The organism is Rhodopseudomonas palustris, assembly GCF_003031265.1.
GTDB lineage: Bacteria > Pseudomonadota > Alphaproteobacteria > Rhizobiales > Xanthobacteraceae > Rhodopseudomonas > Rhodopseudomonas palustris_H.
Genome location: NZ_CP019966.1, coordinates 1,678,653 through 1,692,534, shown reverse-complemented (window position 1 = coordinate 1,692,534; position 13,882 = coordinate 1,678,653). Strand labels below are relative to the sequence as shown.

The 13,882-nt window shown below is 66.4% G+C and carries 12 protein-coding genes; 4 read left to right on the top strand and 8 right to left on the bottom strand.

The window, feature by feature from the left end; genetic code table 11:
• Positions 1-116: 116 nt before the first annotated feature.
• Positions 117-1,094, bottom strand: a complete 978-nt coding sequence (locus RPPS3_RS07865) for a hypothetical protein (RefSeq protein ID WP_107343580.1) — start codon at positions 1,092-1,094, stop codon at positions 117-119.
• Positions 1,095-1,302: 208 nt separating this feature from the next.
• Between RPPS3_RS07865 and RPPS3_RS07860 the strand changes: the two genes are divergently transcribed.
• Entirely contained in the window at positions 1,303-1,914 is a 612-nt protein-coding gene (locus RPPS3_RS07860) for a glutathione S-transferase family protein (RefSeq protein WP_107343579.1), read from the top strand.
• 81 nt (positions 1,915-1,995) lie between these two features.
• On the opposite strand, the gene RPPS3_RS07855 is transcribed toward RPPS3_RS07860, so the two are convergent.
• The 5 genes from RPPS3_RS07855 to RPPS3_RS07835 form a co-directional block, all read right to left on the bottom strand.
• A complete protein-coding gene (locus RPPS3_RS07855; protein WP_107343578.1) occupies positions 1,996-2,493 on the bottom strand; it encodes a TPM domain-containing protein in 498 nt (165 codons plus the stop codon).
• A 13-nt stretch (positions 2,494-2,506) separates the two neighbouring features.
• Positions 2,507-3,433, bottom strand: a complete 927-nt coding sequence (locus tag RPPS3_RS07850) for a TPM domain-containing protein (protein ID WP_107343577.1) — start codon at positions 3,431-3,433, stop codon at positions 2,507-2,509.
• A 4-nt stretch (positions 3,434-3,437) separates the two neighbouring features.
• Complete coding sequence (locus tag RPPS3_RS07845) at positions 3,438-4,046, bottom strand: LemA family protein (RefSeq protein WP_107343576.1); 609 nt, start codon at positions 4,044-4,046, stop codon at positions 3,438-3,440.
• Positions 4,047-4,123: 77 nt separating this feature from the next.
• A complete protein-coding gene (locus RPPS3_RS07840) occupies positions 4,124-6,454 on the bottom strand; it encodes a xanthine dehydrogenase family protein molybdopterin-binding subunit (protein WP_107343575.1) in 2,331 nt (776 codons plus the stop codon).
• A gap of 253 nt (positions 6,455-6,707) precedes the next feature.
• Positions 6,708-7,583 carry a dihydrodipicolinate synthase family protein gene (locus RPPS3_RS07835; RefSeq protein ID WP_107346498.1) on the bottom strand — a complete coding sequence of 292 codons (876 nt, stop codon included), beginning with the start codon at positions 7,581-7,583 and terminating at the stop codon, positions 6,708-6,710.
• A 130-nt stretch (positions 7,584-7,713) separates the two neighbouring features.
• On the opposite strand from RPPS3_RS07835, the gene RPPS3_RS07830 reads away from it, so the two are divergent.
• From RPPS3_RS07830 to RPPS3_RS07815, 3 genes are all read left to right on the top strand, one after another.
• Positions 7,714-9,831, top strand: a complete 2,118-nt coding sequence (locus RPPS3_RS07830; RefSeq protein ID WP_107343574.1) for a S9 family peptidase — start codon at positions 7,714-7,716, stop codon at positions 9,829-9,831.
• Between the two features lie 158 nt (positions 9,832-9,989).
• Entirely contained in the window at positions 9,990-11,285 is a 1,296-nt protein-coding gene (locus tag RPPS3_RS07820) for an O-acetylhomoserine aminocarboxypropyltransferase (RefSeq protein WP_107343572.1), read from the top strand.
• A 3-nt stretch (positions 11,286-11,288) separates the two neighbouring features.
• Entirely contained in the window at positions 11,289-12,071 is a 783-nt protein-coding gene (locus RPPS3_RS07815) for an alpha/beta fold hydrolase (RefSeq protein ID WP_107343571.1), read from the top strand.
• A gap of 311 nt (positions 12,072-12,382) precedes the next feature.
• Here the strand turns inward: RPPS3_RS07815 and cbbX are convergent, their stop codons facing one another.
• Positions 12,383-13,309 carry a CbbX protein gene (cbbX, locus tag RPPS3_RS07810; RefSeq protein ID WP_107343570.1) on the bottom strand — a complete coding sequence of 309 codons (927 nt, stop codon included), beginning with the start codon at positions 13,307-13,309 and terminating at the stop codon, positions 12,383-12,385.
• 2 nt (positions 13,310-13,311) lie between these two features.
• The gene (locus RPPS3_RS07805; protein WP_013503624.1) at positions 13,312-13,734 is read right to left on the bottom strand and encodes a ribulose bisphosphate carboxylase small subunit; all 423 of its coding nucleotides are present in this window, start codon (positions 13,732-13,734) and stop codon (positions 13,312-13,314) included.
• Positions 13,735-13,882: the final 148 nt, after the last annotated feature.

The following is a 13,882-nucleotide window of genomic DNA, read 5'->3' as shown; positions in this document are numbered from 1 at the left end:
TATCGCCCGGCGCGCGCCTGAACAACTCAGCGAGGCTCCGCGGGAGAGCCAAATCAAAACGGCGCCGGCTGTCTCACAGCCGGCGCCGTTGAAATTTCAGGAATGAGGCTGCGCGATCAGCGGGCGACGATCAGACCGCGGCTGGTCACCACGACCCAGCGGCCGTCCTGGCGGCGGATCGCATCGACGCGGCCGACACCCGGGATCGGATCACCGGCATAGACTTCGTAAGTGCCGGAGCGGCCTTCGACCACCGCGCCGCCGTCATACACATCGCGCAGCACCCAGCCTTCGACCGTCGGCAAGCGGCCCGGCTTCGCAGCGTCGGCTTTCGGCGTGATCGAGCCGGTGACGTCCTTGGCGGGGACCGCGGCGACATTGGCCGGAGCCGGCGCGGGCGCAGCTGGCGGCTGGACCTGCGCGGTGCGCAGTTTCTCGACCGTCTCGCTCAGCTTGGCGATTTTGGCGGCCGGCTCGGCCTGCGCCTTCTCGAGCTTCTCGATCCGGTCCGCGGTCTTGCCGAGCTGCGCCGTGCTCTGCTTGGCAGCGTGGTCGAGATCGGCCTTGAGCGCCGTCAGTTCGGTCTGGAGCTGCACCACCTGCGCGTCGAGCGTCTTCACCTGCGCCGAAGCCGCAGTGGTCTCGGCGTCGCTCCGATGCGACAGGCTGGCGGTCGCGAGTGCACCACCGACCGCACCGGCGATCGCCGCAAGGATCACGGCCGCAGCAACCGCTGCAAGCTTGCGCACGCCGAAGCGATGAACCGCGGACTGGCTCGCCTCATCGGGCGCCTCGACTTCGATCTCATCGTCCCAGTGCCGATACAGATTTTCGCGAGGCGACGGCGCCATGATGGTTACGGTGCCGGGGCGCGGACGGCTGACGCCGTCCGACTTCTCGATCTCGGATTTGCCGGCGGGTTTCGCTTCGCTCGGCTTGGCGGCGCCCGCATTGGCCGGAGTATTGGCCGGGGTCGCCTGATGCGCGGAGGCCGAGCTAGTTTCCGGGCTGCCGGCGTTCGCCTGCGCTCCGTCCGTCGCGGCGGCCGCGCCGGTCTGCTGTTCACCGATGGGCTCGTTGCGATGCTCGTCCACGTGTCAAATCCTCCAGATCAGCTTGATACTATTCGGTAACTTTTATTACTTGCGAAATCGTTACTTCCGCCGACGGTTACGGAAATTTCACGAATCGTGAGGAGCGCGCACAGCATGACGCACCGCGCGGCTTTGCACCGCACGGTGTCCCGCGCTAGGACAGATCGATCAGCATAGGCGCAGCCAAGCGCCGATCAGGGAGACGACCATGAAGCTGTACGATTCGATCGGGCCCAATCCTCGCCTGGTGCGGATGTTCATCGCCGAGAAAGGCCTGACGATTCCGACCCACACGCTCGACGTCCGCGCCGGCGAGAATCGAACGCCCGAACATCTCGTGCGCAATCCCCACGGCCAGACGCCCACTCTCGAACTCGACAATGGCAGCTTCTTGGCGGAGATCACCGCGATCTGCGAATATCTCGAGGAGAAGCATCCGCAGCCGCCGCTGATCGGCACCACAGCGGAAGAGCGTGCCGAATGCCGGATGTGGACGCGGCGGATCGACCTCTACATCTGCGAGCCGCTGCTCAATGGCTTCCGCTTCGCCGAAGGACTGAAGATGTTTCAGGATCGGATGGTGTGCGTGCCGGAAGCCGCGCCCGGGCTGAAGAAGATGGCGGCCGATCGCATTCGCTGGATGAACGAGCAGATGAAGGGCAAGGAATTCGTCTGCGGCCCGCGGCTGACGCTGGCCGATCTGCTGCTGTACTGCTGGCTCGACTTCGGCGCCAAGGTCGGCCAGCCGCTCGATCCCGCCAACACCAACATCGCCGAGTGGTTCGAGCGCATCGCGGCGCGGCCGTCAGCGAAGGCGTGAGGCGCTTTCGTTTCGAAAGCCAGGCGCGACGCTTGCTCCCTCTCCCCGCATGCGGGGAGAGGTTAGACTGCCGCCATGTTACTATACCACCACCGGTGCGTCGGGGATTTCATTGGGGCTCGGGCCGCTGCGCGGGAAGTGTTCGGCCAGATGCGCGGTGATGCGCTCGATGCCGCGGAGCACGCCCTGCTCGAACCGGCCCTCGCGAAACTCGGCTTCCATCTCGCGGCAGATCGCCTCCCAGGTGTCGGCGCTGACGCGGCCGTCGATGCCGCGATCGGCGATGATCTCGACGTTGCGGTCGGCCAGCAGCAGATAGATCAGCACGCCGTTGTTGTGCTCGGTGTCCCAGATCCGAAGCTGCGAGAAGATGTCGAGCGCGCGCTCACGCACCGGCTGATCGCGAAACAGCGGCGCGCCGTCGAGCGCGCCTTCGACGACGAAGCGGATCTGGCCGACGTGGCGGGTTTCGCTCGCCTTGATGGCACGCTCGATCGCATCGAACGCATCCGGCGAAAACGCGCGGTGCACCGCGCCGCGGCTGGTGAACAGGTGCTTGCCGATCCGCCGGATGCCCATGCTGCGTCTCTCCTCACCAGCTTCCCGAGGCGCCGCCGCCGCCGAAGCTGCCGCCACCGCCGCTGAAGCCGCTGTCGCTCGAACCGCTCGACCAGGACGAGCCGCTGCTGCCACCGGTCCAGGTGCCGCCGGACCAACCGCTGCGTCGCCCCGAGGAGATCGTCGGCCCGCCAAACAGATCGATCACCAGCGCCAGCAGGAACGCGGCGAAGCCGACGACCAGCGCGATGTACCAGACCAGACCGAACAGCATCGCCACCGCGCCGACGATGATGCCGGTCAGCCCCGACGCTGCGACGCGGCCGAGCGCCGCTTTCAAGAAGCCGTTGAGCACCAGCGTGCCGAACAACAGCGGGATCGCCCAGCCGGTCAATTCATCCATCGATTCCGGCGCCGCCCATTCGTGCTGCGGCTGCGGCGTCGGCAGCGGTTCGCCGTCGATCACGCCGATCATCCGGTCGACGCCGGCCTCGATGCCGCCGTCGAAATCGCCGGCCTTGAATTTCGGCGTGATGATCTCGTCGATGATGCGCTTGGCGGTGACGTCCGGCAGCGCGCCTTCGAGGCCGTAACCGACCTCGATGCGCAGCTTGCGGTCGTTCTTGGCGACCAGCAGGATCGCGCCGTCATCGACCTTCTTGCGGCCGATCTTCCAGGCCTCGGCGACTCGGATCGAGAACTGCTCGATCGCCTCCGGCTGGGTGGTCGGCACGATCAGCACCGCGAGCTGGCTGCCCTTGCGCGCCTCGAACGCCTTCAGCTTCTGGTCGAGCCGCGCCACCGCAGCTTCGGACAGCGTGCCGGTCTGATCGACGACGCGGCCGGTCAGCGCCGGCACCGCCACGTCGGCCCACGCAAAAGGCGCCAGCGCCGCCGTGATCACGATCAGCAGCAGCGCCAGCCATCCGGCGCGGACGGCGCGCATCGTCGCCGCGGTCATGCGCTTACTTGGCCGGCGCAGGCGCCGGGGTGAAATCGACCTTCGGCGCGGTCGAAATCTCCTTCTCGTTCTCCACCGTGAAGTTCGGCTTTTCCTTGTAGCCGAACATCATCGCGGTGAAGTTGGTCGGCACCGAACGCACCGTGACGTTATAGGCCTGCACCGCCTTGATATAGCGATTGCGCGCCACGGTGATGCGGTTCTCGGTGCCTTCGAGCTGCGCCATCAGATTCTTGAACAGCTCATCCGATTTGAGCTGCGGATAGTTCTCGGTGACGACCAAGAGCCGCGACAGTGCGCTCGACAGTTCACCCTGCGCCTGCTGGAACTTCTGGAACGCCGCCGGATCGTTCAGCACTTCGGGCGTCGCCTGGATGCTGCCGACCTTGGCGCGGGCGTTGGTGACGCCGAGCAGCACGTCCTTTTCCTGCTGGGCGAAGCCCTTCACCGAGTTGACGAGGTTAGGCACCAGATCGGCGCGCCGCTGATACTGGTTCACCACCTCCGACCAGGTCGACTTCACCTCCTGGTCTTCGCTCTGGATGGTGTTGTAGCCGCAATTGCTCAGGCTGAGCGCGGCGAGCGCCGCCAGCACCGTCAGAAACTTCCGCATCGATCTCTCCCGCACGCGAACCGGCGCAGCATAGCATGCGCCGGTGTGTCTTTGTCGGTATTGCGGGCGTTGAGGTTCTAAGCCGCCTGGGCCGACTTGGCGTCCTGGATCGCGCGCCAGACCTTTTCCGGGGTCAGCGGCGTGTTCAGCGTGGTGACGCCGAGCGGGGCCAGCGCGTCGAGCACGCCGTGCACCACGCAGGGCGGGCCGCCGATCGCACCGGATTCGCCGCAGCCCTTGGCGCCGAGCGGATTGGTCTTGCACGGCGCCGACGGATCGAGCGTGACGTTGATCGGCGGCAGGTTATCGGCGCGCGGGATGCAGTAGTCGAGATAGCTCGCGGTCAGCAGCTGGCCGTCGTCATTATAGGCTGCGTTCTCGTACAGCGCCTGGCCGACGCCCTGGGCAACGCCGCCATGGATCTGGCCGGCGACCAGCATCGGGTTCACCGCATTGCCGACATCGTCCACCGTGGTGTAGCGCACCACGCGGCTGACGCCGGTTTCCGGGTCGACCTCGACCTCGCAGATATGCGCGCCGTTCGGCCACGACGGTCCGTCGACCTCGCCGGTGGAGTCGACGCTGAGGCGCGCGCCCTTCTCCTTGGCGGCGATCTCGAACAGGCTGATCTTGCGGTCGGTGCCGGCGATGGTCAGCATGCCGCCGGAGTACTCGATGTCCTCGATCGAGGCTTCGAGGATGTTGGCCGCCTTCTCGCGCGCCTTGGCGATCATCTCGGCCGACGACACTGCAACCGCGGTGCCGCCGACGAACAGCGAGCGCGAACCGACGCTGCCGAAGCCGATCGCCAAATCGGTGTTGCCCTGAACGACGTCGATCTTGTCGAGCGGAATGTCGAGCGCTGCGGCGATCATCTGGGTGTAGGTGGTCTCGAGCCCCTGCCCCATCGCCTGGGTGCCGGAATGCAGCACGACGTGGCCCTCGGCGGTGGCGTGCAGCTTGACGTTCTCGGTGTGGGCGCGGCCGCCGGTCCATTCGATGTAGCTGGTGACGCCGCGGCCGTAGAGCAGGCCCTTCTTCTGTGCCGCCTTCTTGCGCGCCTTGAAGCCGTCCCAGTCGGACAGCTCGGCGGCGCGGTCCATCATGTGGGCGAACGCGCCGCTGTCGTACACCTGCCCGACCGCGTTGGTGTAGGGCAGCTGCGACGGCTTGATGTAGTTGATCTTGCGGATCGCGCGCGGGTCCATGTTGAGCTTGCGCGCGGCAGCGTCCATCAGCCGCTCGACGATGTACACCGCCTCCGGCCGTCCGGCGCCGCGATAGGCGCCGACCGGCGCGGTGTGGGTCATCACCGCCTTGATGTCGAAATGCACCACCGGCAGGTGATACACGCCGGTCTGCACGAACGGGCCGAGCACCAGCGGAATGATCACGCCGGCACCCGCCAGGTAAGCGCCGGTGCCGCCGATCGAGGTGACACGATAGGCCAGCACCTTGCCCTTGGAGTCGAGCGCGAACGAGGCGGTCGAGGTCAGGTCGCGGCCATGGGTGCCGCCGACGAACTCATCGGTGCGATCGCCGCGCCAGCGGATCTTGCGGTCCAGCTTCACCGCCGCGTAAGCCACCAGCGCGTCTTCCGGATAGACGCCGGTCTTCTGGCCGAAGCCGCCGCCGATATCGCCGACCAGCACCTGGATGCTCTCCTTCGGCCGCTTCAGGATGGCCTCGGCGAGCGCATCGCGGGTCTGGCCCGGGGTCTGCGACTGGGTGTGCAGGATCAGCCGGCCGGTCTTCTTCTCGATCTCCGCAATGGTCGAGCGCGGCTCCATCGCCGATGGGATCAGCCGCTGGCTGACGAGATCAAGCGACACGGTATGGGCGGCGCTGGCGAACGCCGCATCGACCTTGGCGGCATCGCCATAGCTCATCGCCGCCACGATGTTGTCGGGCGTCTCCGCCCACACCGCCGGCGCGCCGGGCTGGATCGCCGCGGTCGGATCGGTCACCGCCGGCAGCTCGTTGTATTCGACCGCGATCGCCTCGATCGCCGCCTGCGCGGCGAGCTGCGAGGTCGCGACCACGGCGGCGACCGGCTCGCCGACGAAGCGGACTTTCTCATGCGCCAGCAGCCGGCGCAGCGGCAGCGCCATCGGCGAGCCGTCGGGCCGCTTGAAGATCGGCAGCGTCGGAATGGTGCCGACATCGTCGGCGATCAGATCGGCGCCGGTCAGCACCGCTTCCACGCCCGGCATTCCCTTCGCCGCCTCGGTGTCGATCGAGACGATGTCGGCATGCGCATGCGGGGAGCGCATCACCACCAGCCACAACGCGCCATCGGCGGCCTTGTCGTCGAGATAGCCGCCGTGCCCGGTGAGCAGGCGCTGATCCTCGAGACGCTTGACGGGCTGGCCCGCACCGAACCGCATGGAGCCGGGGAGAATGTTCATGCCGTTTCCTTTTGTTGCTTGCTTGGCCGCAGTTTTAGCGGAGAACCGAGCGGTACGCCAAGAGGGGCGCCTCTTCTCCCCCCTCCCCCTTGCGGGGAGGGGGCGGGGGTGGGGGTGCCACGAGCGAAGCGATGCGACCGTCAACGTGACAACGGCAGAGTTGAACGACCCAAGGACAAGCTGTGCCTGGGGACCCCCACCCCCTACCCCTCCCCGCAAGGGGGAGGGGAGCGCGCTGCGACGCGTGGCGTACTTACGCGATCTCGGCCAGCACCTTCTCCACCGCTTTCCGCTCCTCGGCCGTCAGCGCGGCTTGCGGCGGGATGGGGTCGCCGACGTCGTAGCCTTGCAGCGCCAGGCCGGCCTTGATGCAGGCGGCGAGGTTGAATTTGGCGAAGGCTTCGTTGACGCGCCACAGCTTGCGCTGCAGCTTCAAGGCCTCGTCCCAACGCTGCGCCTTGCACAGTTCGTACAGCTCAACGCTCTGGCGCGGCGCGATGCAGGCAGGGCCGGCCATCCAGCCGACGCCGCCGATCAGCATCACCGCGGCAGGAATATGCGCCGAGGCCGAGAACACCTGCAGCGCGTCGCCGCAGCGATTGATGATCGACAGCAGCCGCCCGGTGTTGGTCGAGGCGTCCTTGATGTAGCGAATCCGCGGATGCTCGGCGAGCCGCGCGATCACATCCAGCGTCAGATCCGAGCGCTGGAATTGCGGATTGGTGTAGATCACCACCGGGATCTCGACCGCATCCGCGATCGCGCGGAAATAGCTTTCGATCTGCGCATCCTTGAGCGGGAAATACGCTTCGAGAATCGCCAGAATGCCGTCGGCGCCGAGCTTCTCGTACAGTCTGGCCTGCGCCACCGCATCCGCCACCGAGGTCGAGGCGACCCCGGCGACCACCGGCACGCGGCGCTGCGCGGCCTCGATCGTCGCCCGCACCACCGCCTCGCGCTGCGCGGTGCCGAGATAGGCGAATTCCCCGGTCGAGCCGAGCGGCGTCAGCCCATGCACACCGGCCTGGATCAGATCGTCGCACAGCCGTCCCATCACATCGGCGCGAACGCGGCCCTCCGCATCGACCGGAGACACCAGATAAGGGAATACGCCGTGAAAATCCGCCATCATCCAATCCGTCACTTGTCCACATCCAGCCACCGGAACCGGCGCCCCCGCCTATCCAGCGCAATCCGCCCGGCGCCGCAAGGCGGAAACGTGCTAAGCCTGCCCGACCCACCCTGAACGAGACCTGCCGATGACCTCTGCCCTGCCCCGTGCCGCCAACCAGCAACCGCCGGTCGCGCCGCGCCGTCCGCATAGCTTCACCACCCACGGCATCACGCTGACCGACGACTATGCCTGGCTGAAGGATCCGAACTGGCAGGAGGTGCTGCGCGATCCGTCGCTGCTCGATCCAGACATCCGCACCTATCTCGAAGCCGAGAACGGCTACACCGACAGCGTGCTCGGCCACACCACGACTTTGCAGAAGAAGCTGGTCGCCGAGATGCGCGGCCGGATCAAGGAGGACGATTCCAGCGTCCCGTCGCCGGACGGGCCTTACGCTTACTTGCGCAAATATCGCGAGGGCGGTCAGCACCCGCTGTACGGCCGCGTCGCGCGCGACGGCAGCGGCGAGATCGACATCATCCTCGATGGCGACGAACTCGCGAAGGGCCACGACTACTTCCAGTTCGGCGACCGCCGGCATTCGCTCGATCATAAGCTCGAAGGCTGGAGCGCCGACACCAAGGGCTCCGAATACTACACCATCCGCGTCCGCGACTGGGCGACCAAGCAGGACCTGCCCGACGTGGTCGAGGAGACCGACGGCGGCCTGGTGTGGACCGCGGATTCGACCGCGTTCTTCTACGTCAAGCTCGACGACAACCACCGCCCGATGCAGGTGTGGCTGCACAAGCTCGGCACCCAGCAGGCCGACGACCTTCTGATCTACGAAGAGCCAGATTCCGGCTGGTTCACCCACATTCACGAAAGCACCAGCGGCCGGTTCTGCGTCATCGCCGGCGGCGATCACGAGACCTCCGAGCAGCGGCTGATCGACGTCTCCGATCCGACCGCGCCGCCGCGCCTGGTCGCCAAGCGCGAACTCGGCGTGCAGTATTCGCTCGGCGACCGCGGCGACGAACTGTTCATCCTCACCAATGCCGACGGCGCGATCGACTTCAAGATCGTCACCGCACCGCTGGCCCAGCCGACCCGGGACAATTGGCGCGACCTGATCCCACACCGCGCCGGGATCTATGTGATCGATTTCGATCTCACCACCGGCCATCTGATCCGGCTGGAGCGCGCCAATGCGCTGCCGTCGATCACCATCCGCGACCTCAAGAGCGGCGACGAACACGCCATCGCGTTCGCCGAGACCCCGTATTCGCTCGGCACCATCGGCGGCTACGAGTTCGACACCACGAATCTGCGGTTCTCGTATTCGTCGATGACGACGCCGTCGGAAGTCTATGACTACGACATGGCGACGCGGCAGCGCGTCTTGCGCAAGCGCCAGGAGATTCCCTCCGGCCACAATCCGGCCGATTATGTCACCACCCGGATCATGGCGAAGGCGGACGACGGCGCCGAGGTGCCGGTGTCGATCCTGCATCGGGCTGGCCTCAAGCTCGACGGCCAGGCGCCGCTGCTGCTGTATGGCTACGGCTCCTACGGTCACGCCATGGGCGCCGGCTTTTCGGCCAACGCGCTGTCGCTGGTCGATCGCGGCTTCGTCTATGCGATCGCCCATATCCGCGGCGGCGCCGACAAGGGCTGGGGCTGGTATCTCGACGGCAAGCGCGAGAAGAAGACCAATTCCTTCGATGACTTCGCCGCCAGCGCCCGCGCGTTGATTGCAGCGAACTACACCTCGCCCAAGCGAATCGTCGCCCACGGCGGCAGCGCCGGCGGCATGCTGATGGGCGCGGTCGCCAATCGCGCCGGCGAACTGTTCGCCGGCATCGTCGCCGAGGTGCCGTTCGTCGACGTGCTCAACACCATGCTGGACGACACCCTGCCGCTGACGCCTCCCGAGTGGCCGGAGTGGGGCAATCCGATCCAGAGCGAAGCCGACTTCAAGACCATCCTGTCGTATTCGCCCTACGACAACGTCGCCGCCAAAGAGTATCCGGCGATCCTGGCGATGGGCGGTCTCACCGATCCGCGCGTGACCTATTGGGAGCCGGCCAAATGGGTCGCGCGGCTGCGCGCCACCATGACCGGCGGCGGTCCGGTGCTGCTGCGCATCAACATGGGCGCCGGCCACGGCGGCGCCTCCGGCCGCTTCAGCCGCCTCGACGAAATCGCGATCGTCTATGCCTTCGCGCTGTGGGCGGTCGGCTTGGCTGACGCCGAAGCATGAGCGTGGCATAACGTCTCAAACACCGCCCTCTCCCCGTCATTGCGAGGAGCGCAGCGACGAAGCGATCCAGCACCGTGCACTAACCTCTGGATTGCTTCGCTTCGCTCGCAATGACGGACACCAACTAACAGGTTTTCAGGAAACAACCCGAGCACATCATGGCCGCACCCAAACCGCCCGGATTTGAAACCCTCAGCCTGCACGCCGGGCAGCATCCCGATCCGCTGACCGGCTCGCGCGCGGTGCCGATCTATCAGACCACCTCCTACGTGTTTCAGGACACCGACCACGCCGCCGCGCTGTTCAACATGGAGCGGCCCGGCCACCTCTACACGCGGATTTCCAACCCAACGATCGCGGTGCTCGAAGAGCGGATCGCCGCGCTGGAGAACGGCGTCGGCGCGGTCGCAACCGCGAGCGGCATGGCGGCGCTGCATCTGGCGATCGCGACGCTGCTGAGCGCCGGCGATCACATCGTCGCATCATCGTCGCTGTACGGCGGCACGATTAACCTGCTGGCGCACACGCTGCCGCGGTTCGGCATCACCACCACCTTCGTGGCGCCGCGCGACCACGTCGGCCTCGCGGCAGCGATCCAGCCGAACACCAGGCTGATGATCGGCGAGACCATCGGCAATCCGGGCCTCGAAGTGCTCGACATCCCCAAGGTCGCGGCGATCGCCCACGAGGCGAAGATCCCGCTCTTGATCGACAACACCTTCGCGACGCCGTACCTGAGCAAGCCGATCGAGCTCGGCGCCGACATCGTGATGCATTCGGCGACCAAATGGCTCGGCGGCCACGGCATCGCGATCGGCGGCGTCCTGGTCGACGGCGGCCGGTTCGACTGGCGCGGCTCCGGCAAGTTTCCGACGCTGACCGAGCCCTATGCCGGTTATCACGACGTCGTCTTCGACGAGCAGTTCGGCCCGCCCGCCTTCGTCATCCGCGCGCGGATGGAAGGCCTGCGTGACTTCGGTGCGTGTCTTTCGCCGACCAATGCGTTCCAGCTGCTGCAGGGCATCGAGACGCTGCCGGTGCGGATGGATCGGCATGTCGCCAACACCAAGGCAGTGCTCGATTTCCTCCAGGCCAACAAGGCGGTCGATTGGGTGCTGCATCCGACGCTGGAGAACCACCCGGACTACGAACTGGCGAAGACGCTGCTGCCGAACGGCGCCGGCTCGATCATCTCGTTCGGCATCAAGGGCGGCCGCGCCGCCGGGCGCAAGTTCATCGAAGCGCTGCGGCTGACCAGCCATCTCGCCAATGTCGGCGACGCCAAGACGCTGGTGATCCATCCGGCTTCGACCACGCATCAGCAGATGAGCGCCGAGCAGCTGAAGGCCGCCGGCATCGGCGAGGAGCTGATCCGGCTGTCGGTCGGCATCGAAACCGCCGACGACATTATCGCTGACCTGGCGCAGGCTCTGCGCGTTTCGCAGAAGGGCTGAGTCATGCAGATCAAGGTCAACGGGACAGACACTTTCGTTGCCACCGGCGGCAAGCCGTTCGACGCGTCGCTGCCCGCCGCGGTGTTCATCCATGGCGCCGGCTTCGATCGCTCGGTGTGGGCGCTGCAGACGCGCTGGTTCGCGCACCACGGCTATGCCGTGCTGGCGCCGGACCTGCCCGGCCACGGCCGCTCGGCCGGCGAGCCGCTGAAGACGATCGCCGAAATGGCCGACTGGGTCGCCGCGCTGCTCGACGCCACAGGCGCGCAAGCTGCCAAGCTGATCGGGCATTCGATGGGCTCGCTGATCGCGCTGGAGGCTGCCGCACGGCACCCGGCCAAGGTGGCGTCCTTGGCGCTGATCGGCACCACCTCGACGATGGCGGTCGGCCCCGATCTGCTGAAAGCCGCCGAAGCCAACGATCCTGCGGCAGTTGCGATGATGACGATCTGGGGCCTCGGCCCGGATGCCGAGATCGGCGGCAACCTCGCTCCCGGCCTGTGGATGCACGGCGGTTCGGTGCGCGTGCTCGAAGCCAACAAGCCCGGCGTGATCTTCAACGATTTGTCGGCCTGCAACGACTACAAGGACGCGCTGACCGCGGCGGCGAAGGTGACCGTGCCGACGCTGTTCATCCTCGGCGAACGCGACATGATGACCCCGACCAAGAACGGCAAGACGCTGGCAGCCGCAATCGCCGGCTCACGCACCGTCATCCTGAAAGGCGCCGGCCACACCATGATGGTCGAGCGCCCCGACGACGTGCTGAAGGCACTGCAGGGGTAAGCGCTCTCTGGCCCCACGCTCGTCATTCCGGGGCGCTCGCTTCAGCGAGCGAACCCGGAATCCCGAGCTGTGGAGCACCCGGCGTTTGCAACAACCTCTCTTCACCCTCCCCTGGAGGGGGAGGGTCGGCGGGCAGCGCGCGAAGCGCGGTACTCGCCGGGGTGGGGTGAGCCCCAGACACGGCAGCGGATGAACTCTTCGCCACCCCACCCCGCTCGCTGCGCGAGCGACCCTCCCCCTCCAGGGGAGGGTCATCCTCGCAGCGATTGCATACTCTCCTTTTGATCGCCCGCCGCGCGGGGAGAGGTGAACTACTCGCCGCTCTCCTCTCCCTTCCCAAACACCCGGCTCGCCAGCACATCGCCCGCCTCGATCGTCATGATGTCCTCGGCGGTCAGTGAACGGTCGAGGTCGGCGATCAAGCGGTTGGCCTGGCGGAGACGGATGCGGTCGAGCGCGTTGCGGATCGAGCGGGCGTTGGCGAACAACGGCTGGGTCTTGCGGATGCCGATGTAGCGCTCGAACGCAGCCTTCGCTTCGGGGGCGAAGTGATAGTTCTGCTCGTTCAGCATCCCTTCGGCGATCGTCAGCAATTCGCCGTCGGTGTAGTCCGGGAAGTCGATATGGTGGGCGATCCGCGAGCGGAAGCCGGGATTGCTCTGGAAGAATTTCTCCATCCGGTCGGCATAGCCGGCCAGGATCACCACCAGATCGTCGCGCTGGTTCTCCATCACCTGGAGCAGGATCTCGATCGCTTCCTGGCCGTAGTCTCGCTCGTTCTCCGGGCGATACAGATAGTAGGCCTCGTCGATGAACAGCACGCCGCCCATCGCCTTCTTCAGCACTTCCTTGGTCTTCGGCGCGGTATGGCCGATATACTGCCCGACCAGTTCGTCGCGGGTCACCGAGACGACGTGGCCGCGGCGAACGAAGCCGAGCTTGTGCAGGATCGAGGCGATGCGCAGCGCCACCGTGGTCTTGCCGGTACCGGGATTGCCGGTGAACGACATGTGCAGCGTCGGGTTGCCGGTGGCGAGTCCCATCCGCTTACGCAGGCGTTCGACCAAGAGCAGCGCCGCGATCTCGCGGATGCGGGTCTTGACCGGCTTGAGCCCGACCAGCTCGCGATCGAGCTGATCCAGCACCTCGCCGATGCCCACCTCGTTGAACTCGGCGCGGAGATCGACGCGCGCGGGCGGCGCGTCGTCTCCATTGGGCGTCGTTGCTGTCGCGTCCACGATCAGCCTCCGTAGCGGCGGCCTTCAGGCTTGTCGGCCGAATAGGCGCGCGTGGTGTACCGCATGTTGCGGCCGTCGGACTCCTGACGGTCGAGCCGGAAGCCGGGCTCGTCCTTCGGGCGGTTGACGATGAACGACAGCCGCACCGATTCCCAGCCATGCGAGGAGTCGAACGCCGACAGCCGGATGTAGCGGTCGCCGTAGATCTTGCGGCATTCGTTCAGTTCCATCATCACGCCGGCGGCGTCCTGCAGATCGAACATCGGCAGGCCCCACATCTCCCAATAGGTGTTGCGGGGATGCGGGTCGTCGGTGAATTCGAGGTTCACCGCCCAGCCCTTGGACAGCGCGTATTGCACCTGGGCGGCGATCTGCTCGTCGGTGAGATCGGGCAGGAACGAGAAACAGCCTTGGGTCAGTCGCATTGGAAATGGCTCCTTGGTTTTCGCCGTACACCGAAAGCCTGCGTCATTGCGAGCGAAGCGAAGCCATCCAGCGCAGTGCACCGGGCCTCTGGATTGCTTCGTCGCTTCGCTCCTCGCAATGACGGGTCAAGGCCTATCGGCCGGGTTG

Excerpts from the sequence above, each read along its gene's own strand:
- RPPS3_RS07860 (WP_107343579.1), top strand. The coding sequence starts at position 1,303 with ATGAAGCTGTACGATTCGATCGGGCCCAATCCTCGCCTGGTGCGGATG.
- RPPS3_RS07855 (WP_107343578.1), bottom strand. The coding sequence starts at position 2,493 with ATGGGCATCCGGCGGATCGGCAAGCACCTGTTCACCAGCCGCGGCGCG.
- RPPS3_RS07850 (WP_107343577.1), bottom strand. The coding sequence starts at position 3,433 with ATGACCGCGGCGACGATGCGCGCCGTCCGCGCCGGATGGCTGGCGCTG.
- RPPS3_RS07845 (WP_107343576.1), bottom strand. The coding sequence starts at position 4,046 with ATGCGGAAGTTTCTGACGGTGCTGGCGGCGCTCGCCGCGCTCAGCCTG.
- RPPS3_RS07840 (WP_107343575.1), bottom strand. The coding sequence starts at position 6,454 with ATGAACATTCTCCCCGGCTCCATGCGGTTCGGTGCGGGCCAGCCCGTC.
- RPPS3_RS07835 (WP_107346498.1), bottom strand. The coding sequence starts at position 7,583 with ATGGCGGATTTTCACGGCGTATTCCCTTATCTGGTGTCTCCGGTCGAT.
- RPPS3_RS07830 (WP_107343574.1), top strand. The coding sequence starts at position 7,714 with ATGACCTCTGCCCTGCCCCGTGCCGCCAACCAGCAACCGCCGGTCGCG.
- RPPS3_RS07820 (WP_107343572.1), top strand. The coding sequence starts at position 9,990 with ATGGCCGCACCCAAACCGCCCGGATTTGAAACCCTCAGCCTGCACGCC.
- RPPS3_RS07815 (WP_107343571.1), top strand. The coding sequence starts at position 11,289 with ATGCAGATCAAGGTCAACGGGACAGACACTTTCGTTGCCACCGGCGGC.
- RPPS3_RS07805 (WP_013503624.1), bottom strand. The coding sequence starts at position 13,734 with ATGCGACTGACCCAAGGCTGTTTCTCGTTCCTGCCCGATCTCACCGAC.